The 24,408-nt window shown below is 56.7% G+C and carries 21 protein-coding genes; 10 read left to right on the plus strand and 11 right to left on the minus strand.

What is annotated here, in order from left to right; all coding sequences use genetic code 11:
- Nucleotides 1-104 precede the first annotated feature (104 nt).
- The 3 genes from sufC (at nt 105) to sufT (ending at nt 2,967) form a co-directional block, all read left to right on the plus strand.
- Nucleotides 105-869, plus strand: coding sequence for a Fe-S cluster assembly ATPase SufC (gene sufC / locus AC6IZD_RS02565; RefSeq protein ID WP_497786114.1), 765 nt, complete (start codon nt 105-107; stop codon nt 867-869).
- Nucleotides 870-1,025: 156 nt separating this feature from the next.
- On the plus strand, nt 1,026-2,378 hold the full coding sequence (gene sufD, locus AC6IZD_RS02570) for a Fe-S cluster assembly protein SufD (protein ID WP_497786115.1): 1,353 nt from the start codon (nt 1,026-1,028) through the stop codon (nt 2,376-2,378).
- A gap of 4 nt (nt 2,379-2,382) precedes the next feature.
- Entirely contained in the window at nt 2,383-2,967 is a 585-nt protein-coding gene (gene sufT / locus AC6IZD_RS02575; RefSeq protein WP_497786116.1) for a putative Fe-S cluster assembly protein SufT, read from the plus strand.
- Nucleotides 2,968-3,203: 236 nt separating this feature from the next.
- Here sufT and AC6IZD_RS02580 read toward each other — a convergent pair whose 3' ends face one another.
- The 6 genes from AC6IZD_RS02580 to AC6IZD_RS02605 all read right to left on the minus strand — a co-directional run bounded on the left by AC6IZD_RS02580 (nt 3,204) and on the right by AC6IZD_RS02605 (nt 8,606).
- Complete coding sequence (locus AC6IZD_RS02580) at nt 3,204-3,626, minus strand: hypothetical protein (protein ID WP_497786117.1); 423 nt, start codon at nt 3,624-3,626, stop codon at nt 3,204-3,206.
- 118 nt (nt 3,627-3,744) lie between these two features.
- Nucleotides 3,745-4,197, minus strand: a complete 453-nt coding sequence (locus AC6IZD_RS02585) for a SufE family protein (protein ID WP_497786118.1) — start codon at nt 4,195-4,197, stop codon at nt 3,745-3,747.
- On the minus strand, nt 4,181-5,080 hold the full coding sequence (locus AC6IZD_RS02590) for a sulfurtransferase (RefSeq protein ID WP_497786119.1): 900 nt from the start codon (nt 5,078-5,080) through the stop codon (nt 4,181-4,183). Before AC6IZD_RS02590 ends, AC6IZD_RS02585 begins: the two co-directional genes overlap by 17 nt.
- Before the next feature lie 157 nt (nt 5,081-5,237).
- Nucleotides 5,238-6,875 carry a tetratricopeptide repeat protein gene (locus tag AC6IZD_RS02595; RefSeq protein ID WP_497786120.1) on the minus strand — a complete coding sequence of 546 codons (1,638 nt, stop codon included), beginning with the start codon at nt 6,873-6,875 and terminating at the stop codon, nt 5,238-5,240.
- Between the two features lie 122 nt (nt 6,876-6,997).
- Complete coding sequence (locus AC6IZD_RS02600) at nt 6,998-7,465, minus strand: hypothetical protein (RefSeq protein WP_497786121.1); 468 nt, start codon at nt 7,463-7,465, stop codon at nt 6,998-7,000.
- A 178-nt stretch (nt 7,466-7,643) separates the two neighbouring features.
- Complete coding sequence (locus AC6IZD_RS02605) at nt 7,644-8,606, minus strand: LysR family transcriptional regulator (protein ID WP_497786122.1); 963 nt, start codon at nt 8,604-8,606, stop codon at nt 7,644-7,646.
- Between the two features lie 111 nt (nt 8,607-8,717).
- On the opposite strand from AC6IZD_RS02605, the gene AC6IZD_RS02610 reads away from it, so the two are divergent.
- The 4 genes from AC6IZD_RS02610 to leuD are packed head-to-tail and all read left to right on the plus strand — an operon-like array spanning nt 8,718 to nt 13,114.
- Entirely contained in the window at nt 8,718-9,929 is a 1,212-nt protein-coding gene (locus tag AC6IZD_RS02610) for a 2-isopropylmalate synthase (RefSeq protein WP_497786123.1), read from the plus strand.
- Nucleotides 9,926-11,074, plus strand: coding sequence for a 3-isopropylmalate dehydrogenase (leuB, locus tag AC6IZD_RS02615; protein WP_497786124.1), 1,149 nt, complete (start codon nt 9,926-9,928; stop codon nt 11,072-11,074). Before AC6IZD_RS02610 ends, leuB begins: the two co-directional genes overlap by 4 nt.
- A gap of 10 nt (nt 11,075-11,084) precedes the next feature.
- Nucleotides 11,085-12,515, plus strand: a complete 1,431-nt coding sequence (leuC, locus tag AC6IZD_RS02620) for a 3-isopropylmalate dehydratase large subunit (protein ID WP_497786125.1) — start codon at nt 11,085-11,087, stop codon at nt 12,513-12,515.
- 14 nt (nt 12,516-12,529) lie between these two features.
- Nucleotides 12,530-13,114, plus strand: a complete 585-nt coding sequence (gene leuD, locus AC6IZD_RS02625; protein WP_497786126.1) for a 3-isopropylmalate dehydratase small subunit — start codon at nt 12,530-12,532, stop codon at nt 13,112-13,114.
- 355 nt (nt 13,115-13,469) lie between these two features.
- On the opposite strand, the gene AC6IZD_RS02630 is transcribed toward leuD, so the two are convergent.
- On the minus strand, nt 13,470-15,977 hold the full coding sequence (locus AC6IZD_RS02630; protein WP_497786127.1) for a glycoside hydrolase family 3 C-terminal domain-containing protein: 2,508 nt from the start codon (nt 15,975-15,977) through the stop codon (nt 13,470-13,472).
- A 229-nt stretch (nt 15,978-16,206) separates the two neighbouring features.
- Between AC6IZD_RS02630 and AC6IZD_RS02635 the strand changes: the two genes are divergently transcribed.
- Complete coding sequence (locus tag AC6IZD_RS02635) at nt 16,207-18,435, plus strand: winged helix-turn-helix domain-containing protein (protein WP_497786128.1); 2,229 nt, start codon at nt 16,207-16,209, stop codon at nt 18,433-18,435.
- Nucleotides 18,436-18,650: 215 nt separating this feature from the next.
- On the opposite strand, the gene AC6IZD_RS02640 is transcribed toward AC6IZD_RS02635, so the two are convergent.
- From AC6IZD_RS02640 to AC6IZD_RS02650, 3 genes are all read right to left on the minus strand, one after another.
- Nucleotides 18,651-19,574: a hypothetical protein gene (locus AC6IZD_RS02640; protein WP_497786129.1), complete on the minus strand. Its 924-nt coding sequence runs from the start codon at nt 19,572-19,574 to the stop codon at nt 18,651-18,653.
- A gap of 70 nt (nt 19,575-19,644) precedes the next feature.
- Nucleotides 19,645-21,339 (minus strand): AMP-binding protein, encoded by a 1,695-nt coding sequence (locus AC6IZD_RS02645; RefSeq protein WP_497786130.1) that lies wholly within the window; start codon nt 21,337-21,339, stop codon nt 19,645-19,647.
- A gap of 173 nt (nt 21,340-21,512) precedes the next feature.
- Nucleotides 21,513-21,947: a DoxX family protein gene (locus AC6IZD_RS02650; RefSeq protein ID WP_497786131.1), complete on the minus strand. Its 435-nt coding sequence runs from the start codon at nt 21,945-21,947 to the stop codon at nt 21,513-21,515.
- Nucleotides 21,948-21,982: 35 nt separating this feature from the next.
- Between AC6IZD_RS02650 and AC6IZD_RS02655 the strand changes: the two genes are divergently transcribed.
- Complete coding sequence (locus AC6IZD_RS02655) at nt 21,983-23,215, plus strand: BaiN/RdsA family NAD(P)/FAD-dependent oxidoreductase (RefSeq protein WP_497786132.1); 1,233 nt, start codon at nt 21,983-21,985, stop codon at nt 23,213-23,215.
- Here the strand turns inward: AC6IZD_RS02655 and AC6IZD_RS02660 are convergent.
- Nucleotides 23,212-23,610 carry a vitamin K epoxide reductase family protein gene (locus AC6IZD_RS02660; RefSeq protein WP_497786133.1) on the minus strand — a complete coding sequence of 133 codons (399 nt, stop codon included), beginning with the start codon at nt 23,608-23,610 and terminating at the stop codon, nt 23,212-23,214. The genes AC6IZD_RS02655 and AC6IZD_RS02660 overlap by 4 nt on opposite strands.
- 379 nt (nt 23,611-23,989) lie before the next feature.
- Here AC6IZD_RS02660 and trxA point away from each other — a divergent pair, with 379 nt between their 5' ends.
- On the plus strand, nt 23,990-24,319 hold the full coding sequence (gene trxA / locus AC6IZD_RS02665; RefSeq protein WP_497786134.1) for a thioredoxin: 330 nt from the start codon (nt 23,990-23,992) through the stop codon (nt 24,317-24,319).
- Nucleotides 24,320-24,408 lie beyond the last annotated feature (89 nt).

A 24,408-nucleotide genomic window follows, 5' to 3' on the forward strand; every position in this document is an offset into this window, starting at 1 on the left:
GGAACCCTCGGGTGCCCCACGTTCGCCCTCTTTTGGCTAACGTGGGCGACAGCGCAGTCATCGCAGCCCTACCGCCTCACTGAGGCAGGAGAGAAAGACAAGAAATGACACCACTGCTCGAAATTAAGGACCTGCACGTCAGCGTCGACAATCACGAAATATTGAAGGGTATCAATCTAACGATCAACCCTGGCGAAGTGCACTCCATCATGGGCCCCAACGGCTCCGGAAAGAGCACTCTTGCTCAGGTGCTCTCGCGCCGTGATGCCTACGAGGTCACCTCTGGCGAAGTTCTGCTCAACGGCAAGGACCTGCTCGCCATGAAACCCGAGGAAGCTGCATGGGAAGGCGTCTTCATGGCCTTCCAGTATCCCGTCGAAATTCCCGGCATCAGCAACGCATATTTCCTGCGCTCTGCCGTCAACGCCGTGCGCAAAGCTCGCGGCCAGCAGGAAATGTCTGCCATGGAATTCATTCCCATGTTTCGCGAAAAGCTCGCTCTGCTTGAGATGGACGATCGCCTCATGAATCGTTCTGTCAACGAAGGCTTCTCCGGCGGCGAAAAGAAGCGCAACGAAATTCTCCAAATGGCTGTTCTCGAACCCCGCCTCGCAATCCTCGACGAGACCGACTCCGGACTCGACATCGACGCCCTGCGCATTGTCGCTAAGGGTGTAAATGCAATGCGTGGTGGCGAGCGTTCCATGATCGTCGTCACTCACTACCAGCGCCTGCTCAACTACATCGTCCCCGACTTCGTTCACGTCCTCATGGATGGACGCATCGTTCGCTCCGGTGGTAAGGAACTCGCGCTTGAACTTGAAGAGACCGGCTATGGCTCCATCGAACCCAGCCACTCCGCCGCCTAGAGCGGTTTCGGGTGCCCACCTTCGACGCGCGTTTTGCGTTGCAACGGTGGGAGAAAGCCAACGCGGGTGCCCCACCTTCGGCGCGCGGTTTGAGCGCGGCTAAGGTGGGAGAGCAAATAGAGAGCAAAAAGCTGAACCGCTGTAGAAAGGATCGACTTGAGCACAGCACTACAAACGCCACAGAGATATCTGGCTGCATTCAGCGAGTTTGAAAACCGCGCCGCCAGCCACGACCAGTCGTGGCTGCGCCAACTTCGCCGCGAGGCCTTCGCCCGATTCTGCGAAAAAGGGTTTCCGACCACGCATGATGAGGACTGGCGTTTCACCGACGTGTCGCCAGTCTCCAACTCAGAGTTCATTCTCGCTGCTCCTCACGCTGGTGCGGAAGTCAATTTCTCTCCGCACTCCTACCGAGTCCCCGGCGCCGGATGCCAGCTCGTTTTCGTCGATGGATATTTTGCCCCCGAACTATCTCTAATTAGCGAGTCCATTCGCGGCGTTACGGTCCTCGGCCTTGCGAGTGCGTTGCACCGCAAGGAAAAGGCCCTTGTTGAGCAGCACCTCGGCCAATATCTCAATCAGGAGCGCGACAGCTTCTCCGCCCTCAACACCGCGTTCGGAGCCGATGGAGCTTATGTTCACATTGCCCGCGGCGTCGTGGTCGAAGCGCCTATTGCATTGCTCTTCGTCTCCACCCGCCAAACGCCGGGAGTGATGAATCATCCGCGCAACCTCGTTCTTATCGACGAAGACAGCCAAGCCACCATCGTCGAGGAGTACGTCTCCATCGGCAATGGCACCGCATTCTGCAACTCCGTCACCGAGGTCGTCGCCGAAGACAACGCCGTGCTTTCGCACTATCGCATCGAGCGCGAGCAGGCCGGCACTTACAACATCTCGACCCTTCGCTTGCAGCAGGCCCGCAGCGCCAACGTGGATTCCCACTCCGTTCTGCTCGGTGGCGCGCTTGTGCGCAACAACGTGCATCCTGTGCTTGCCGGTGAAGGCGGAGAGTGCCTCATCAACGGCCTGTTCCTCGGAACCGCTACGCAGCATCTCGACAACTACATGCTCGTCGAGCACGACAAGCCGCACTGTGCCAGCCGCCAGTTCTACAACGGCATTCTCGATGACCGCGCCCACGGCGTATTTCACGGACGCATCATCGTGCACAAGGATGCTCAGAAGACCGACGCCAAGCAGACCAATCGCAACCTTCTGCTTTCTGATGATGCGCAGATCGACACCAAGCCTCAGCTTGAAATCTACGCCGACGACGTCAAGTGTACGCACGGCGCCACCATCGGACAGATCGACGAAGAAGCGCTCTTCTACCTTCGTTCACGCGGCGTTGCCGAAACCACGGCGCGCAACCTGCTCCTGCTGGCCTTTGCCGGTGAATGCCTCGATCGCATGAAGGAAGGCCCCGCGCGCGAACACGTTGAGAGACTTGTTAACAAGTACGTGGAGGACATGACCAACCGCGCCAAGCCGGTTCTCGTGAAGTAGTTCTATGTCCACAGAAAATATCAAACTCGCACGCGACACCGAGGCACTGGAAATCCCCAGTGGCGCGCGTCGCGTGCTTCCTTCTGGAATGCTCGTTCGCCTCACGCAGTCGCTCGGCGACAGCTACACCATAGAAGCCGGATACGGTCAGCTATTTCGTGTCGATGGCGAGGACGCGGACGCCCTCGGCATCACACCGCAGCAGCGCACGCAAGATGCGCAGGTCGAGTTCAGCGAAAAAGCTGTCTGGGACACTCTCCGCACCATCTTCGATCCTGAGATTCCGGTCAATGTCGCCGACCTCGGACTCATCTACGCTTGCGACATCACGCCGCTTGGCGATAATCAAAATCGCGTTGACATCAAGATGACGCTCACTGCTCCCGGTTGTGGAATGGCCGATGTTCTTAAGGCCGATGTCGAACGCAAAGTCTCAGCTTTACACGGAGCCAAGGAAGTAAAAGTGGAAGTTGTGTTCGATCCTCCATGGGATCCGAGCCGCATGTCCGACGCTGCCAAGCTTCAGCTCGGATTCGATCTCGACTACTCTCCGCCGCCTTCGCTCCCTATCGTCAATCGCCCCCGATAGCATCGCGCGAACTTTGGGTGCCCCACCTTCAACTCGTTCCTTTCGAGTTTAAGGTGGGGTAGTTGCTCTTGCTCTTGTAGTTGCTTGCTCTTACAGTTTGCTCTTGCTTTTGCAGTTGTTCTTGCGTTTGTCTTTGCTCCTGAGGTGTCATCCTGAACGAAGTGAAGGATGCCCGCACAGCTCAAATATCAACCGCCGTTCACAGTTCCTACCACCTCGTGCGTTGCTTCGCATGACTACTGAGCGTTACTGCACCCCGCTGCCACATGCTTAAAGCTCGACACCGCGAACGATGGCTGCGACCCCGCAGAAGAACTCATCGACCCCGCCTGTCCTGAGGAAGTTCCGCTCGCGGCACTCGAGCCCGAGGCAAGCGTCCCCGTTACTTGGATCGTATGTCCCACGTGAGCCTGCAGACCCGCTGTATCCCCCGTCAAATGCACGGTGCCTGAGCGGTCTGTAAGCGTATAGTTTCCCTCAGATCCAGAGAGGCATCCCTGAACTGTCTTCAGGTCAGAGCTTGTGTTTTCGGTTCTCGTCGTCGTTGTGGTGGTTGAGCTTTGTGAGCTGGTCGAGGCGTTAGGCTGGTTTTGGTCCTGAGCAAATGCCCACATGGCTGAAAGCAGCAGAAGTGAGCAGAGTAGAAGGGTTCGCTTCATCGTCATTCTCCTGAATTAGCGGCGCACTAATCACAGTGGCGACAAAGAACAACGGGGTTGCACCGAACCACATGATTCGGCACAACCCCGCATTCGACTCTGCGACTTGGATTGCGTGTTACTTTGCTGCTGTACTCTGAATCTGCTTCAGTGCGGCCACCCTTACCATGTTCACCATGCCCATCAGTCCGAGCGACTTGCCCATCGAGAGCTCTCGCCCAAAGATCCTGTAGATCACATCGGCCGGGACGGTCGCTATCTCTTCCAACTGCGCGCCGTTCAACGTTTCGCCGAGAATCGCTGCCAGTGCCATCGCCGAAATCCCCTGCGGGTTCTCCACGGCGAAGTCGAACTTTATCGTGTCGGCCGTCGTTCCCGACTCGGCCCACACATATGCTTCCGACTCGCAGCCCGGCACGCGGTTTTCCGCAGGGAACGGCCTCTGCGCAACGTTGGGTGGCACAGGTTTAAATTGCCCAGCTATGTCGATCAGCATCTGAATGCGATCTTGCCGGTCGAGGCTTTCAAGAGTTGAAACCAATCTTTCCAGTTTGTCAGGCCGCAGCTTCATCCCTCGCCTCGGCACTGGGATTTTCTACCGGAACACCCACCAGGTTGCCCCACTCCGTCCAGCTTCCATCGTAGTTCCGCACTTTATTGAATCCGAGCAGATAGCTCAACACAAACCACGTATGGCTGCTACGTTCGCCGATGCGGCAATACGCGATCACGTCGTCATCCGGTCGCAACTTGTTGTCTTCTACGTAGAGCTTGCGCAGTTCCGTTGCGTCCTTAAACGTGCCATCCTCAGTGTTTACTGCGCGGCCCCACGGAATGTTCAGCGCTCCCGGGATATGTCCTCCGCGTAACGCGCCTTCGTTCGGATACTCCGGCATATGCAGCCGTTCTCCGCGGAATTCCTCCGGGCTGCGCACATCCACCATCGGCAAATGCTTCTTCAAGTGTTCCAACGTCTCATCGCGGAAAGCCCTGATCTTTTTGTCATCGCGCTCCTGAGCCGTGTAGTTGCTGCCCGCATACTTCGGAATCTCACGCGTCACCGGACGGCCTTCCTTGATCCATTTCAACCGCCCACCGTCCATAACCTTCGCGTTCGTATGACCAAACAGTTGCAGAACCCAAAACGCGTATGTCGCCCACCAGTTGTTCTTGTCGCCATACAGCACGATCGTCGTATCGCGAGTCGCGCCCATGCGGCGCATCAGTTTTTCGAATGCAGGGCGGCCCAGGTAGTCGCGGCGCACCGGGTCATTCAGGTCGCGTGTCCAGTCGATTTCCACCGCACCCGGTATATGGTCGGAAGCATACAGAAGCGGATCTTCGTTCGATTCAGCCAGACGAATATTGGGATCTTTCAGATGTTGCTCGACCCATTCAGTGGAGACCAGTACATCAGGCTTCGTATATCCGCGCGCTTCAATGTCTTTGCTCATGCCTAACCTCAGAACCGAGTTGAATCCGGTTAAGGTTTGGATGCTCCAACAGGGCCGCAGGAATCAAGTAGCAGGGCCAAGAACCTTTAATTTGTGCACCAATTTGCAAACCTTACGCCTGGAGTTGAGCCGCTAGGCACGTGAGCCCAGTCACCGCTTAGAGAAGGCTGCTGAGGCGTGCTATTACAGATTGCCAGTCATTGGGCTGACGCTGGCGGAAGAGTTTCATCGTGGGATACCACGGGCTGTCATCGCGATCGAGCAACCAGCGCCAGTCCGCCGAGCTGGGCAACAAAAGCCACACAGGAATTCCCAGCGCTCCTGCGAGGTGAGCCGTGGAGTTGTCAATCGTGATGACCAGATCCATCGCAGCCACCTGCGCGGCAAACAAATCCATGTCGCGTAGCTGATCGACTTCGCGATCAACGCAGACCGGAGCTCCTGCCTGCTCTATCTGCGCTTCCAACTCAGCATGATCTCCGTATTGCAGGCTTATCCAGCGAACCCCCTCATGCGCAAACAGAGGTGCCAACACTTGTAGGGCCACCGAGCGGCGGCGTCCTGTTTTCTTGCCCCGAGTCTGCCACGCAATCCCAATTACCCGACGACCATCAGCGTACCTGCTCCGAAAGCTTGCTCTTTTGGCCGCCTCCGCAAAAAGATATGGCGAAGTCGTATTGGCGAAGGATTCCTCCGTGGGTCGAAACAAGCGCGGAAGACTGCCCGTGGGCAGGTGGGCCTCGAAATCGCAGACCACACTCGAGCTGTTCCTAGCAACAATTTCCGCCCCCGCAAAAGATCGCGAGAACAATGGTCGCAAGCGTGAATCGCACTCCACAACGCACCGGTTTCCACCGCGAAGCACCTCTGGAATAAGTCCGGCGAACATGATTTCGTCGCCCACGCCTTGCTCGCCCCACAGAAACAGCTTCCCGTCGAGCTTTTCGCCCGTCCACAAAGGTTGCCGATAGTTGCGGCTGGGAGTTTCATGCGCTTCGCTATTCCAGCGCTTCTCGTACTTCTGCCACCCGCTGGCAAACTTGCCCATGCGCAATTCAGCAAGTCCCATAGAGAACTCCGAATCGTGATAGTCAGGAGCAATTCGCAGGGCAGTAGCAAACTCGTGCAGCGCCACTTCCAGATCGCCTCGATCCGACATCAGATTGCCCAGATTATGGTGAGACGTGGCGTGCAGCGGATTCAGAGACAACGCGTGACGGTAACAGGCTTCGGCCTCGATCTCCTGATCCGTCTCTTGGTAGGCATTGCCGAGGTTGTTGTATGTTTCGGGGTTCGTCGCACAGATTGCGAGAGAACGCTGATAGCTCTCGATAGCTTCGGCGTGCCTCCCCTTGCTTCGAAGGACATTTCCGAGGTTAACCAAGGCCCCAAATGACCCCGGATCCAGAGCGATCGATTGGCGATAAGCATCAATCGCCTCATCCGTTTTTCTGAGCGCGCGGAGTGCATTCCCAAGGTTCAGATAGTACGACGCCCCCGCAGAATATGTGGCAATTGCCTTTCGGATGAGCTCAACCGCTTCCGCATGCCTTCCGCGCTGATGGGCGATCACTCCCAGCAGATGAAGACAGTCGGCGTGACTATCATCGATTTCCAAAATCTTCCGGTAAATGGCTTCTGCCGCTACGACCTGGCCCTGACGATGATGCTCCATTGCTGCGGCCAGCAAGGGCCTGATGAGCGCGGCACACTGCTCTCGCCCGAGGATGCGACCTAAGGCAACACCTAAACTGCTCGTCGATAAATCCGCCGGGGCAGACAAATTCTCGTGCACTCTCTCGAGGCTCCCTGGGCCATTTATGAGATTTCCGTTGGAAATCTAAAACCCGCCACTCTGAATTGCACGGCATATGCCAACGCGCGAGGGTGCCCCATCCTAAACTCGTCTTTTCGAGTTTAGGGTGGGGTTGTTGATTTTGCCTTTCCCGCCGAAGACGAGCGTAGCGATCGCCAGCGTTTGGGCCACTCGCGTTCTAGCTCGTCCAATGCATCTTCAAATCTTGGCCCAGGTTGATAGACATTCTTCTTAGAATCGAATTGATATTTCTGGTACTTCACGCATCGGCTGAGAGCTTGCTGGATGTTGGTGATTTCGTTTTGTGGAAGCGTCACTCGCCCATCTCGGCGGACAGCGTGCAGAAGTTCATCAAATGTGGCTTCTCCGTGATCCCTCAAATGTTCGGTCATCACGTAGTGAACACGGTTCTTAGGTGCCGTACCGATCAACTGTTGGATCTCGCTACGCATTTGCTCGATCTTTTTGCTTGCACGTTCCATCGTCGCCGAGTATTCGTCGATGAACTGGCGCCGTAAGTCTACGAGTTGCTCAACGCTTCGTGGATCTTCTATTTTCTCGTGTGGCATAAGAGTACTTAGACGTGTAACCCAAAGAATCTATCGCACATAGCCCTTCTGCGGCTATCTCGTAACTCCTTCGGCAGTTGCCCTGCCCTAACTCGTAGAATTTCGAGTTTTAGGGCGGATGGTTGTTTTCGCGATACGTGCTAACAGGTTCAGCACTCCAGGTTTCCACCGTCGACGTCTACTTCGCCACGCTCTTTGCCTTAGTCCTGCGCTTTGGTGTGTCCAAATTTTCTGGCTCAAACACGCAACGGTGTTTCGGATCGGCCGCCATCGTGCGACAAACATTCATGAATGCCAAGCCCGCATGCGAAAGCGTTGCCCCCTTTCGAGTCACCAGACGCAGCGTGCGCTCCAGCCTCAATTCGTTCACCGAAACCGCCACCAGTTCGCCGCGTTGCAGTTCGCCCTCGACGCTCATTCTCGGAACTAGTGCCACGCCGTTGCCCATGCGCACAAATTCCTTCACGCTCGACAGGGTCGGAAGCTCCACATCCATGTGCAGTGTCGTCCGTGTGCGCTTGAAAGCATCAATCACTTTCACCCTCAGCGGAGATGGCACATTGTGAGCCACAAACGACTCCGCCCCCAAATCGTGAATGCTCACCTTGTCCGCGTGCGCCAGCGAGTGCCCCGGATACACAACAAACACCAGATCATCTCTATAGAACACCGTCGAGCTGAGTTGTTCGTCCTCGGGCTTGAACGAGAGCACGCCAAACTCCACCTGGTGCATCAGCACGTGCCGTGGGATCTCCGAAGCCAGCGTGCGTTGTACCTGAATCTTGATCGTCGGGTGCATTCGATGGAAGATGTGCAGCGCTGGCAGCAGGCACAACGATGTGAACTCGTTTGCAGCCACCGTCAGCTTGCCTTCGTGCAAGCTTCTCAGCTCTGAGATTGCATCCCGCGCCCGTTCTCTAAGGTTCAGCAACTCCTCGGCATATTCCAGCAGGACTTTTCCTGCGGCGGTCAGTGTGCCGTCTCTCGACGAGCGCTCGAAGACCTTCTCGCCAATCTGCTCTTCAAGTTTTCCTATAGTTTGACTCACGGCCGACTGCGTTCTATGCAGACGCAGTGCTGCTCGCGAGAAACTGCATTCCTGGGCAACGGCTACAAAGGCTTCCAACTGATACAGGTCCATGATTAGGCATCCCGGATGCAAGATAAGTTGTGCTTATTAAATCACAGCTCCTTATGGGGGCGAAAAGAAAAGTAGTTTGACTAATGGCGTTCCGGTGTCAGAAGGTTAGATATGGATCCTGACGTAGTTCCCCCGACCGATCGAATTCTCATATTTGACACGACACTGAGAGACGGAGAACAGTCTCCCGGCTGCAGCATGAACACGGACGAAAAGCTCACCGTGGCTCATCAGCTTGCCCGCCTGGGGGTGGACATCATTGAGAGCGGCTTCCCGGTTGCCTCCCGTGGAGATTTCGAAGCCGTTCAGCGTATCTCCCGCGAAGTCGAAGGCCCGCGCATCGCCGCCCTCGCCCGCTGCAGTCGTAACGACATCGAGGTAGCAGCCGAAGCCCTGAAAGGCGCAGCCAGTTCACGTATCCATACATTTCTCGCCACCAGCGACATTCACCTAACTTACAAACTGAAGATGTCGCGTGCCGACGCCCTGCGCACCGCTCGCGATTGCGTGGCTCAAGCCCGCGAGCTTTGTGAAGACGTGGAGTTCTCGCCCGAGGACGCCACCCGCTCCGATCCTGACTTCATGTGCGAAGTCCTTCAGGCTGCGGTGGATTCCGGCGCAACAACTCTGAACATCCCCGACACGGTCGGCTACACCATGCCAGAAGAATACGGTCGCCTTATCCGCAAGATTCGCGAGACGGTTCAGGGCAACTACATCATTTCCTGCCACTGCCACAACGATCTCGGTATGGGTGTTGCCAACTCTCTTGCTGCCGTGGCCGCCGGAGCGCGCCAAGTCGAATGCACCATCAACGGCATCGGCGAGCGCGCCGGAAACGCTGCCCTTGAAGAGATTGTCATGGCCCTGCACGTCCGCTCAGACGTCCACGGTGTTGACTCAGGCATAGATCGAACCCAGCTCTACCCTGCGAGCCAATTGCTTTCACGCACGCTTGGCTTTGCCGTGCAGCCCAATAAAGCCATCGTGGGCCGCAACGCTTTTGCCCACGAAGCTGGAATCCACCAGCACGGCGTACTGAGCAATCCACTTTGCTACGAGATCATGACGCCCGAGTCCGTGGGCATGCCACCGGATCGCCTTGTCCTGGGCAAGCATTCCGGACGTCACGCGCTCATGCATCGATTTAAGGAACTTGGCCTTGAGGTCACGCCTGCAGAGCTCGATTCGCTCTATACAAGGTTCACTCATCTGGCCGATCGCAAGAAAAAGGTTTACGATCAGGACTTAATCTCGATGGTGTTAACCCATCGTGGCCCGGTGAACCAATCCCGGGATCTAATGGCGGCACAACAACAATGAAACTGAATATTGCAGTTCTTCCCGGGGATGGAGTCGGACCGGAGGTCACAAGCGAAGCTGTACGCGTCCTCCGAGCTGTGTCCGACTTCTGTGGGTACGAGTTCAAGTTTGAGGAAGCTCCCATCGGAGGCGGTGCCGCTGTAGAGTTCGGCTCGCCCTTTCCGGAGCAGACTCGGGAGCGCTGTCTAACCGCCAACGCTGTCCTTCTTGGCGCAGTAGGCGGGCCGCAGTTTGATTCGCTTCCGAACGATCGACGTCCGGAAGCTGGCCTTCTTGCGCTTCGTCGGGACCTAGGCTGTTTCGCCAATCTACGTCCTGCCGTGGCGATTGAATCCATTGCCGACTGCTCGCCTCTTCGCGCCGACCGCATCAAGGGCGCGAACCTGATGATCGTGCGCGAACTGCTCGGCGGGCTTTATTTCGGCGAACCTCGGGCGCTCGATACTGCAAGCAAAAGTGCATACAACACCATGCGCTACAGCGAACAGGAAATCGAACGCGTTGCCCGCATTGCCTTCAAGTTAGCCGAGAACCGCAATAAAAAGGTCACCTCAGTCGATAAGGCCAACGTACTTGAGACCTCGCGTCTCTGGCGTCAGGTTGTCACCCGCGTTGCTACCGAATTCCCCGAAGTCACACTTGAGCACGCACTGGTTGACTCCTTCGCCATGAACGTCATCACTGCGCCGACGCGCTACGACGTTGTGCTTACCGAAAATCTCTTTGGCGACATTCTCTCCGACGAAACCGCTGTCATCGCCGGATCGCTTGGTATGCTGCCTTCTGCCAGCATCGGAGGCAAGGTCGATCTCTACGAGCCCATCCACGGCTCCGCCCCTGACATCGCTGGCAAGGGAATCGCGAACCCCATTGGAGCCATTGCGTCGGTTGCGATGCTTCTTCGCCATACGGCCAAGCTGCATGCCGAAGCCGATTGCGTGGAACTCGCCATCGAACAGGTGCTGAAGTCCGGCATGCGCACTGCCGACCTGCTGCCGCGCGCCGAGAAAGCTCCAGCCACCAGCACCGGAGGCCGCACAGTCGTGAAGGGGAACGTCGCCGCCAGCACCACCGAGATTGGAAAGCGCATCGCCGAACTGACCGTCGAAGCGCTGAATTCACGCATGGCATATTTTGCTGTTTAAGGAATCTGAGTTGAGCACGCAAGCTGCATCACCTAAGAGCCTGTTTGACAAATTGTGGGCCTCGCACGTCGTCTGGCATGAAGAGCCGCAGCCCGCACTTCTATACATCGACTTGCATCTCGTGCACGAAGTCACCTCTCCGCAGGCATTCGAGGGACTTCGCCTCGCGGGACGCAAAGTCCGCCGCACCGATCTCACCTTCGGCACCGTGGATCACAACGTCCCCACAACCAAGGACGAGCGCTTTAACATCCTCGATCCCATCGCCGCGCAGCAAATCAACACCCTGCGCAAGAATTGCGCCGACTTCGGAGTCACTCTTGCCGACGTGGGGTCAGCCGAGCAGGGAATTGTTCACGTCATCGGCCCCGAACTCGGACTCACGCTCCCCGGCAAGACCATCGTCTGCGGCGATAGCCACACCAGCACTCACGGAGCTTTCGGCGCTCTCGCTTTCGGCATCGGCACCAGCGAAGTTGAGCACGTGCTCGCCACGCAAACCCTCCAGCAGAAGCGTCCTAAATCGATGCTTGTGAATGTTAAGGGCGCATTGCCTCCCGGCGTCACCGCCAAGGATCTCGCGCTCGGCATCATTCACCAGATCGGTACCGACGGCGGCACCGGGTACGCCATCGAGTACGCTGGCGAAGCCATCCGCGCGCTCTCCATGGAAGGCCGCATGACGCTCTGCAACATGAGCATCGAGAGCGGAGCCCGCGCCGGAATGGTCGCTCCCGACGAAACAACCTTTGCATATATAAAAGGACGCAAGTACGCACCTACGGGCGACCGCTGGGAGAAAGCCGTCGCCTACTGGCGCACCCTTCCCAGCGACCCCGGAGCCAAATTCGATCGCGGCGTCGACTTCGACGCCTCCACTCTTCAACCGTGGGTCACCTGGGGCACTTCGCCCGGAATGTCGGTCCCCGTCGGCGGCACCGCGCCTCGCCCCGAAGACGGCAAGAGCGAGATCGAAAAGACCGCCATCACCCGCGCTCTCGATTACATGGGAATCAACCCTGGCCAGCCGCTCACCGCTCTTCCCATCGACCGCGTTTTTGTCGGCTCCTGCACCAACGGACGCCTCGACGACCTTCGCGCCGCCGCCAAGGTCATCAAAGGATACAAGGTCAACCCCAACGTTCTCATGATGGTCGTCCCCGGCTCCGAGCAAGTTAAAAAACTCGCCGAGCAGGAAGGCCTCGACCGCATCTTCCGCGAAGCCGGAGCCGAGTGGCGGGAACCCGGTTGCTCCATGTGCCTCGGCATGAACCCCGACATTCTGCAGCCCGGCCAGCGTTGCGCCTCGACCAGCAATCGCAACTTCGAAGGCCGCCAAGGACGTGGCGGACGCACCCATCTCGTCTCGCCTGCCATGGCCGCTGCCGCAGCCGTCACCGGACACTTCACGGACATTCGCGACTGGGATTTCAAGGAGTAAGCAAGATGCAGCCAATGCGCATCCATCGCGGACAGGTCATTCCACTCGACCGCGCGAACATCGACACCGATCAAATCATCCCGAAGCAGTTTCTAAAGCGCATCGAGCGCACCGGCTACGGCCCATTTCTGTTCAATGACTGGCGTTATGAGCAAGACGGGAGCCCGCGCCCCGATTTCATCCTCAACCAGGAACCCTACAAGCGTGGCTCGATCCTGCTGGCCGGAAAGAATTTCGGCTGCGGCTCCTCCCGCGAGCACGCCGCTTGGGCACTGAGCAACTTTGGCATCGCCGTCGTCATCGCGCCCTCGTTCGCCGACATCTTCCATTCCAACGCCGCCAACAACGGACTGCTCACTGTCGCTCTTCCGGAAAGCGCCATGGCCGAGCTCTTCGCCCGCGCCTCCGCGAACCCTAAGTACGAGCTGACGGTAAACGTCGAAACCCTCACCGTTTCCGACGGCAGCGGCTGGAGCCATACCTTCCCGTTAGACTCCTTCCGCCAGCACTGCCTGCTCAACGGTCTCGACCAGATCGGCATCACCGAGCAGAAATCGCAATTCATCCGCGACTACGAAGCTCGCCCCACCCCTTACTAACCAAGAAGAAGTCTCCAGGGCGCCCCCACATCTGCCGTAGTTAGCAGATGTGGGGCTTTTGCTTTTTGCTACCGTGTATAAATCGGGTGCCCCATTCAAGCTCCGCTTGAGTGGGGTAGTTGTTTTTCCTTTTGCTGTTGTAAGTCATCCTGAGCCGAAGGCGAAGGATCCCGGCCACCGCTTAAACCTCAAAAGCTATCTCAGGTCACCTACCCGCCCAACCGGGAGCGCTTTTGACGTAGCTTTTGGTCATGGTTTCGTCCCCAAAAAATACGGCCTGCGATGTTCTGCAGGCCGTGACTCATACATTTCGGATATGAGCCGCAGGGATCAGGAGATTGTTTCCAGCACGTGCTTACTCGCCAAAATTCGTTTCACCTCTGAGCTCGATCTTTTCCGCTGAGCTTCCCACCAGAATGTCGAACTTGCCCGGAGCCACTGTCCATGCCTTCGAGTTCACGTCATAGTAGGAGAAAGCTCGGCGATCCAGTTCCACCTTAACCGTCTTGCTTTCGCCAGCTTTCAGCTCGGTTCGCGCGAAGCCTTTGAGCTCCTTCACCGGACGCTCGACTTTTGCGTGTCCATCGCCCACGTAGATCTGCGCCACTTCCGCTCCATCGCGCTTTCCAATGTTCGTCAGCCTGAAGCTCACCGCCACCCGATCCTTGTCCATCGGCGTCACTTTCAGATCGTCATACTTGAAGCTTGTGTACGACAGTCCATACCCGAAGGGGAACAGCGGCTTGGTCTTCGAGCGGTCGTAATAGCGATACCCGAGGAAGATGCCTTCCTTGTACGCGACTTTCATGCTGTGGTCTTTGTCGTAATAGCTGTCGTGTACGGGATTGTCTTCCCAGCGGCGTTCAAACGACGCAGGCAACTTGCCCGAGGGATTCACTTTTCCGGCAATAACCTCGGCCGTTGCTGTGCCGCTTTCCTGTCCGGCATACCAGCCGTGCAGGATCGCCGAAGCCTTATCGACGAAGGGCGTCATATCCACGTTGCCGCCCGCGTTCACCACGACAATCACGTGCTTGTTGACCGCCATCACTTTTTCGATCAGCTCCCGCTGCTCTGGGCTTAGTTCAAACGGACGATCCGAGCCTTCACCTTCACTCGTTCTGTTAAAGCCAACGCTCAGAATTACCGCATCAGCCGCCTTTGCGGTAGCAACTGCCTTTTCCAGAGAGGCTTTGGCATTTGAAGCAATACCGAACCCAATCTTCGCCGACCCATCGCCTTCGAAGTATTCGACCCGAATCTTGTAGTGGTGTCCGGCTTCGAGTTGCACATCCTTCTTCTTCAGCGTCTCGCCCTGATAGAACCACTGCTCGACCACCAGCTTGTCATCCACGAAGAGTCGGAACCCGTCGTCGCCCTGAATCTGGAACGTGTAGGTTCCATTCGTTTTCGGCGTGAAGTATGTGATCCACCGGGCAGAGAAGTTATCCACCGGCTGCGACTGCGCATAACTACCCTCACCCCAGTCAAAGGCAATCTTCGAATCGATTCTCGTAACTGTGGGTTCGCCCTTCAGTTGCGCGTTGTTGAAGTACGTTCCCGTCGCGCCCGGCTTCTTGCCCTCTGGATCGACCGTCAAGGGCGTTTGCGCAAATACCTCGTCCGTCAACTCGAGTCCGGATGCGTAACTGATCTTTACCTGCTTGCCCATCACCTCGCGCACGCCATCGATCAGGCTCACCGCTTTGAACGGCGTCACCAGTGAGCTACCGCCGCCACCCGTCACTGCCGGATTCGCGTTCGGTCCAATGACGGCAATCGTCTTGTACTTGTTCAACTGCAAGGGCAGGATGCCATCGTTCTTCAGCAGCACGACAGACTCTTCCGCCGCCTTCAGCATCACAGGCTTGGCGTCAACGTTGTTGAGGGGAATCGAGGTATCTTTCTGTGCACGTTCAAAGAAGCCGAATGCCAGCGCCGTCCGCAGAATTCGCAGCACCTTCTCGTCGATCGTGGCCTGAGTGACTTTCCCATTGGCCAGAGCTTCCGTCAGCACCTGCTTATTCATGAACTTGGCGCCAGGCATTTCTATATCCATGCCGCTGTTCGCTGCCGCCACTCCGTCGGTCACGGCGTTCCAGTCGCTCATCACGATTCCCTGGAACCCCCATTGCTTGCGCAGAACTTCTGTGTTCAGGTACGGGTTCTCGGTCGCGTGCAGGCCATTCACCAGGTTGTAGGAATCCATCACGGCGCCAACGTGCGCTTCTTTCACCGAAGCTTCGAAGGCGGGCAGGTAGATCTCGTGCATCGTCCGCTCGTCAATATCCGAGCTGACCTTATACCGTTCCCACTCCTGATTGTTGCCCATGTAGTGCTTGGCCGTGGCGACCACGCCCTGGCTCTGAATTCCTTGAACGGCGGCAACCGCCATCCGTGAAGCGAGGTAGGGGTCTTCACCGAAGTACTCGAAGTTTCTTCCGCACATTGGGGCACGGTAAATGTTCATACCCGGTCCGAGCAGGAAGTGAACGCCTCTAGCTCTGGAGTCCTTGCCCATCATCGCGCCAATCTGCTTTTCCAGCTCCGGATCCCAAGTGGCAGCCACGGCGATCCCCGAAGGATACGCGTTCGCATGGCCGTCGTTGCGCAGGCCCAGCGGGCCGTCGCTCATCTTCAGTTCCGGAACCCCGAGGCGCGGGATGGCCCGGATGTAAAAGTCGTTGAGTCCCCCGATGTAGTCGAGTTTCTCGTCTAAGGTCATCTGCGACAGAATCTTCTGCGCCCGCTGTTCCACCTCCGGCGAGGCAGGTAGTCCTCTTTGTGCAAATGCCACGGAGCCCAGGACGGCTGCCAGGGCGAGTATCGCCAAAGCGAGTGCAGGATAGTTACGTCTTCTCATTTTCAAAATTCCCCTGTGGAGCTGTCCTCATTGAGCGGACATAAATGTCTTTAGGGCTATGCCCATGTTATGAACGTAAATGAGGTGCCGTCCGAAGTCTCTGGAAAGAGCCAAAAGCTTTGCTGATGGTTTCCTGATGTCCCTTTGGCGGTTCCTTAACACTATGTTTTCAGAGCCAAATATCCGGGTATAATGGCCTGCACAGCAAAAGCAGGAAAGAGGGTCCGCCGTGAAGGGCGATTTCCACATCGCAGACTGGGAAGTTCAGCCTCAGTTGAACTGCATCCGGCGTGGGGACCAGATTCACCATCTGGAACCCAAGGTCATGCAGGTCCTGGTCTATCTCGCGGCTCATTCCAATGAGGTGCTGTCCAAGGATCGGCTGATGAGCGCCGTCTGGCCCGACACTTTTGTCGGCGACGACGTTCTCACCCGCAGCATCAGCGAAATTCGCCGTGCCTTTGCCGATGACGCCCGCGCTCCCCGATTTATTCAAACCATTCCCAAAGCTGGATACCGCCTGATAGCTCCAGTGGACATGGCCAGTCAAGCTCCTGTTCCAAACAGTGAAGCTGTCGTGGCTGCCGCCTCAGGTAATGGAACAGCCGCTCCTACTTCGGACACCGTGAGTACCGGTCCGGGCGTATCTGCTTCAACGGCAGCGGGTCCAGGAACAGTGACTCCTAAGGCGCAAAATACTCCGGGTTCCATTCTGTTAAAGAAATACCGCACCGCCGGAATATGGGCGGGGGTACTTGCAGCAGCGGTGTTGGCCGGCGGCGTGGGGTGGCAGATTCTGGCCCCGCATGCGACTCCGCACACTCCAAGTGTGCTGCGCACGATTCCTTTTACCTCATATCCCGGATCTCAGACTCAGCCCGCTTTCTCCCCCGACGGCAATCAAATCGCATTTGTTTGGAACGGGAGCGGCCGAGACAATCTGGACATATATGTAAAGGTTGTTGGAGCCGAAACTCCTCTTCGGCTCACCACCAGTCCTGCTGCCGAGTTCAGCCCCGCGTGGTCGCCCGACGGACGCTACATCGCCTTCATGCGTTATTCCAACAGCGACAAGGGGATATACCTCATCCCCGCGTTGGGCGGAGCCGAACGCAAGCTTTACACGCCGGTCGGAGCCATCGAGTGGGAGCGGGGCTCGCTCTCCTGGTCGCCTGACGGCAAGCGTCTCGTCTTTCCTGATGGCAAGTCGGCGAGTTCTCCGTCTGAAATCTACGTGCTGTCGCTAGAGTCACAGCAGGCCCAAAGAATCTCCGCGCCTCCCGATCACTGGGACGGCGATACCAAGCCGGTGTTTTCGCCAGATGGCAAACACATCGCATTCGTACGTGCCATCGAAGCTGCCATCCGTGACATTTACGTAATGGATCGCGATGGTGCGGACGTGCGCCGAATCACCTTCGACAATCGCGACATCGAGAGCCTCGCCTGGGATGCGAAAGGTGATTCCATCATCTTCTCCTCTGATCGTGGTGGACGTCCTGCCTTGTGGAGAGTCGGAGTGCAGAAGGGTGCGACCCCCGAACGCATCGAAGTTGGCGGAGAAGATGCGAACGGTCCGGCCATCGACCGCAAAGGCCATCGCCTTGCCTACTCGCAGGGCAAATACAACTGGAGCATCATGCGCGTGAACCTTCGCGCGAAAAGCGGAGTCGCCAAGTTGACTCCGCTGCTCTCAAGTACATTGCAGGATTCCTCGCCGCACTACTCTCCCGATGGCAGCCGCATCGCGTTTCAGTCCTGGCGCTCAGGTTTTCAGGAAATCTGGGTCTGCAGCGGGGATGGCACATCGCCAGTAAAGCTCACAAGCTTCGATGGTCCACTCACCGGCAGTCCAAGCTGGTCGCCCGATGGTTCGCGCATCACATTCGACGGTCGGCCTGAAGGCCACAGCCACATCTTCTACATGAGCACCGAAGGCTCGTTGCCCAAGCCATTGACCACCGGCGATGCCAACGACATCGTTCCGAGCTGGTCTTCCGATGGTCGGTGGATCTACTTCGGTTCCAACCGCAGCGGGGCGTGGCAGATCTGGAAGGTGTCGCCCAATGGCGGTGATCCGCAGCAAGTAACGCAAGGCGGAGGCTTCATCGCCAACGAATCGCCTGATGGTCGCTGGGTGTACTACACCAAAACCGATTTGGCCGGACTATGGCGCATTCCTGCGAATGGCGGTCCCGAAGAGAAAGTACTCGACGCTCCCCGACTAGGCTACTGGGGTTATTGGACCCTGACCTCCGATGGCGTCTACTACCTCGACGACAGCAATGCCTTCGTCTTCAAGAATCTGAAGTCGGGAACCACGACGCGCATTCAGCAACTCGACCACGTCCCGCCACCCTTCGCGGGAATCACGATCTCGCCCGATGGCTCGTCACTCCTGTTCACTGACATGACCGAGGCCTCGAGCAACATCACCCTCGTCGAGAATTTCAAGTAACGATCGGCCTTCTCTCCCTTAAAAATCATCCTGAGCGAAGCGAAGGATCCCTGCAATGTGTCTTTCACCACAACCGCTGAAGGTCACGTGCCACGAAATTACCAAGCGCCATCGATGGATTAACCGTCTAGTCACCGACCAACCCGCACAGCGTTACTCACGAGCCAATCCCAGCAAACCATTGCCTTTGGGTTAAAGAAAGGTTCACATGACCATTATCTTTCGAGTGAATGCCTGAGCCGCCCTTGCCGATGCTTCCAGTAGGTGTAAGCGGACGCACAAGCCACCAGTGTTCCGAGCGCGCCCTGCACAAAATCAACTTTCGCGTGATCCGTCGCTAAATGAATCGCCCACAAAACAGGCACCTGCCACAGCTCAACCACTCGCGTGTAGAACGCGCCCAGCAATGACATAGCGGTGTTCATGTAGAAGTAGCCAGTCAGTCCAACCATCGCAACGACCAGCATCACGGCCCACATGGCAGGAGACAGCGTCTGTACGCCACCACGTCCAAGCCCAAGGAATACGCCGCCCAGTGCGCCCCCAACCAGCGCCGGAGCAATCAACCAGAACAGATGCTCCTGCCGTCCCTGTGCGCGCTCCCACACTTTATATGTCGCCGCGCGAGAGCCTAGCGCAATCAGCAAGAACAATATTCCGCGCCCCGCATTCACGACTGTTCCCGGTTCACGTACAGCCTCGGCAGCGAACAACAAGAGCGCTCCTGCCAACACTAGCAGCGTGCGCCGCTCGTAACTGCGGTGCTCGCCGCGTACATAGGCAAGTATCAATGAATCAAGCAGCAGAACTGCCTGGGTGACTCTACCACTCAACATTCCGATCGCACCAAACCATCCAACGAAAGTCAGTCCGCCGGTCACCACCCGCAACATCGCCAACGGCAACGACCGTGGAATCCACTGCTCTCGCCGCGGACGCACAATCAACACCAGCAACGCCAATGCCAGCAGCGAGCGATAGACCAGGATCGTCGCCAGCATCAGGTGCGCTCGCCGCGCCAGCAACTCGATCGACACCGTGATGGCTACTTCGGACGCGACCATGCCGGCCAGGGGAGCATAGCTCCAGAACGCTGGCTTCGTGTTGATTGCCTTATCGATGCGTGTTGCTTCGCTCACACTACGATTCTATCTTGCACAACAAAAATGAGGCGCCGCGGCGCCTCAGAGTAACGTCGTTTGGGAACTGTTATACGGGAATCAATTCCTCGGTGGCGATCTGTCGCATTACGAACTTTTGTACCTTGCCTGTGACCGTCGTCGGGAAAGAATCCACAAACTTGATGTACTTGGGAACCTTGAATCTCGCGATCTTTTCGCGACAGAATGCCTGAATCGCCTCGGCGTCCAGCGTCACTCCCTCGTGCGGAATAATCCATGCCATCACTTCTTCGCCATACTTCTGGCTCGGCACGCCGATCACCTGCACGTCCTTGATTCCCGGATAGGAATAGAGGAACTCCTCAATTTCGCGCGGATAAATGTTCTCTCCGCCGCGAATGATCATCTCCTTCAACCGTCCCGTGATCTTCACGTATCCGTTTTCATCCATGCTGGCCATATCGCCCGAATGCAGCCAGCCGTCCGATTCGATCGTTGCCGCCGTGTTCACCGGATCGTTGTGATAGCCATTCATGACCAGGTATCCGCGAGTGCAGAGTTCGCCATTCTCTCCGAGTGGGACATCTTCTCCCGTGTTCGGATCGATGATCTTCACTTCGGTGTGTGGCAGTGCACGCCCGACGGTTGTGACTTTGCGCTCCAGAGTGTCATCGGTTGTTGTCTGCGTGATGACGGGCGAAGCTTCAGTGAGGCCGTAGCAGATCGTCAACTCCGAGCAGTGCATTTCGCGAATCACTCGCCGCATCAACTCAATAGGGCAGAGCGATCCGGCCATGATTCCCGTGCGGAGCGAGGTGAAGTCGAATTCTTTGAAACGCGGATGCGCGAACTCCGCGATGAACATGGTCGGCACGCCATATAGTCCCGTGCAGCGTTCCTCATGCACAGCCTGCATGGTTGCAAGCGGATCGAAGAAATCAGACGGAATCACCATCGCTGAGCCGTGAGTCAGGCATGCCATGTTGCCCAACACCATGCCGAAGCAGTGGTAGAAGGGAACCGGAATGCAAACTTTGTCGCGATGCGTCAGCTTCATCGAATCACCGATGAACCGGCCGTTATTCGCTACGTTATAGTGGCTCAGTTCTGCGCCTTTGGGCGTGCCGGTTGTCCCGCTGGTGTACTGGATGTTGATGGTGTCATGAGGATCGAGTTCTCGTTCGCGCGCGCGCAGATCAGCGTGGCTCACGCGATCGGCTTGCAACATCATCGTCTTCCAGTTCAGCATTCCTCCCGGAGTGTCTTCTCCGATGAAGACCACTTGCCGAAGGTGTGGCAGTCGCGCCGAGCGCAACTCTCCGGGAGCGCTGAAATCGAGTTCCGGCGCGAGATTCCGAAGGGTTTCGACATAATCGCATTCGCGGAATCCTGCCTGCATTACCAGGCCCTTGCAACTCGACTGCTTCAACACATACTCAAGTTCATGTGCACGGAAGCGAAGATTCATGTTCACTAGCACGACGCCTGCGCGCGCGGTGGCGAACTGCATCAGCACCCATTGAGAAACGTTCGTCGCCCAAATGCCAACCCGATCGCCTTTGCCGAAACCAAGCGCCATCAATCCACGGGCTGTACGCTCGACCTCGGCTTGCAATTCGAACCATGTAAAGCGCAGATTCTCCTGCCGCAGAATGAGCGCCGGAGAATCAGGGTAGTGTTCTGCCATCTGATCGAGGATCTGTCCAATGCAGAGATCCATCAGCGGAGGATAGTCCGGGCCCTTGGAGTAGCTGGTGGTCCGTTGAAGCACAGCTTGAGTCATACATAACTCCGTTTCCCGTATATTTCAGGTACGCATCGCTAATGGTAAACGGAAAGTTCATTCGTGCCGCTTATACTGCCGTGAGTTTTTGAAATACAAACAGAGACCACACTGGTGAAAGTGCGACAGAGTGGATGACCCCATACGTGCTTTTCTTCTGGTCTTAGAGTTGATTACGCGGCGACCTGATCTTCTTCGGACATGAACTCCTTGCTGCTTCCGAGTCGGATGCTTGCTGGCCATGGTTCTTCAACTCCAGCCAGTGCGAGTGCGCCTCCGAGCAGTGCAGCGTTCTTCATGAAATTGATCATGTTGGCCTGTTTGGCTTCCGGAGCTTCGTCGTTCCAGAAGTCGTGCATAACCGGTGAAACCCCAGCAAGGAAAGCAATCACGGCAGCAGCACCCCACTTCGGACGCACTCCAAGCAGCAGACTCACGCCTCCGGCTGTCAGCAATGCTCCCGACCCCAGCACCGCGACCTCAGCCATGGGAACCTTCTTCGATGCAGCATATCCGGCGAGGTTCTTGTACTGTATGAAGTGGTTGATTCCGTTGTAGAAAAAGAATCCTCCATAGATAAGGCGACCTAACGTGAAGGGCAATTTCATGAGTGTTTTCCTCTTCGCGATAGGATTCGTCTCCAATGCCATTTGTTGCAGTCGAGGACGAAAGTGAGATCAGCAGTGCAGAATTTCAGAAAGCTCTTCGTATGAAATACCATTCAGACGTTCTGATCATCGGTGCCGGAGCGGCTGGCCTCATGTGCGCTATCGAAGCCGGTAAACGTGGCCGTTCGGTGACGGTGCTGGAGAACTCGAATCGAGCAGGTCAGAAAATCCTGATCTCAGGCGGAGGGCGCTGCAACTTCACGAATCGTGACGCGACCGCGGCGAACTACCTTTCGACGAATCCTCATTTTGCGAAGTCAGCTCTTGCCCGCTACACGCCGCAGGATTTCATTTCCATGGTGGAGCGACATGGAATTGCATGGCACGAGAAGAAGTTGGGCCAGCTATTCTGCGATCGCAGCGCGCAGGACATTCTTTCCATGCTTGAGTCTGAATGTGTGCGAGTTGGAGTTCGCGTGAAGCTCGCGACAAAGCCCGCAGAGATAGTTCACGACGGCAAGTTCACAGTCGGCAGTTCCGAACATCAGTTCTCGGCCAATGCACTGGTCATTGCCACTGGTGGGCTCTCGATTCCGAAGATGGGAGCCACTCCGTATGGTTATGAAGTGGCGCAGCGCTTTGGAGTCAACGTGATCGAGCCACGTCCAGCATTGGTTGCATTCACCTTGAACGCGCAGGATGCAAAGTGCTTTTGCGACTTGACCGGAGTATCTACCGAAGTGATCGCAAGCGTTGGAAAAGCGCACTTCCGCGAGAAGATGCTCATCACGCATCACGGCTTCAGCGGCCCAGCGATGCTTCAGGCTTCTTCTTACTGGAAGCCGGGCGAGAAAGTTGCAATCGATCTTGCTCCGGGGCAGCAGGTCTTTGCTCATCTGCTCGCCGCAGGAGCAAGGCGAGACGAGACCGCTGCTCTAGCGGCTCTGAAAGGAGTGCTGCCGATCCGATTGGCTGAGCGGTGGCTTGAACTGCATCCTTTCAGTCGTTGGACGAACGCCGCATTCGAAGAAGCCGAGCGGCTGCTGCATCACTTTGATTTCATTCCCGCGGGAACAGAAGGATTCGCAAAGGCCGAGGTCACCGCTGGCGGTGTTGACACGAATGAGCTCTCGGCCAAGACGATGGAGAGTCGCAAGATTACCGGACTCTACTTCGTCGGAGAGGTGGTTGACGTTACAGGCCAGCTAGGAGGCTACAACTTCCAGTGGGCCTGGGCATCGGGATACAGCGCCGGGCAAGCCGTTTAGGCTACCCGGCGTGAACGCACTGCTGCGATGATGGTTGCAATCTCTGTCACGCCAATGATGCAGGCCGAGGTCACACACCAAATGCAGTATGTCTCCAGTACTTTTGCCTCGATGTACGTGAGGTAAATCGAGAATCCGACTGCGCCGGTAGTGAGGACGAGCACGATCCACCAGCGTCGAAGCAAAGCGAACAACGCGATCGCGGCGTAACCCACAATGCCAATGGCTGCCACGGGAACACCTGCAACTTCGGCAAAGGGGCTGTGGTTAACCGCTCCGCAATCCCAGCGATCGTTGATGCTGCAGGGAGAGGGCTCGGTGCGGTAGTGCTCGCGGAGGGCAAAACAAGACACTATGAGTCCAGCGATGGCGAGAATGGCTATGAGGTAACGCATACCCCATTGTAAGCAGAGGGCTTTGCTGGAGGCCAGCTCAAGAATCGGCTACAAAGGTTGCCTGTGGATTTTCGAAACTCGGAGTATCGTTAGTCACCATTAGTCATCGCCAAAGCCCGTTACGGACGATACTTGTCTTCCGTGTTTTTTCAGCAGACAATCACAATGTATTTGAAGAGGTAGCTCCTCGGGGGAGGGGACCTACCAAGGGCGTTCCGGGTTCCGGAGCGCCTCTTCAGTTTCAGGGCGAAAATTCCTGCCTCTCGGGCTTCTGCGTCCAATCCACCGGTCGAGCATCGAATTGAAGTGTTACGATGAACTTTTGGCTGTACTTGCCCCGTACGGCAGAAAGCTTTCGTAAGAGAAACCTGGAGGAACAATGGCAAGCAATGCGATCGTAGAGGTAACCGACACAAATTTCGATCAGGAAGTTCTTAAAAGCGACCAGCCCGTCCTGATTGATTTCTGGGCCACTTGGTGTGGTCCCTGCCGCGCTCTGGCCCCCGTCGTTGATGAGATCGCGAAGTCGTACTTGGGCAAAGTCAAGGTTGCAAAGATGGACGTTGACCGCAACACTGCTACCCCGCAGCGTTATGGCGTGCGCGGAATTCCGACGCTTCTTGTGTTCAAGGGCGGACAGGTGCAGGAACAGATTGTAGGTTACGTTCCAAAGGAAACAATCGAGAAAGCACTCGAAAAGCTTGCCTAGCAGCATTTGCTTTCGTTTCAAGCCCGGCCATGCGCCGGGCTTTCTCGTGTCTGAGTGTTTTGCCTAACAATCTAAGGTGCACATTCGCC

It is taken from the genome of Koromonas humicola (assembly GCF_059726255.1).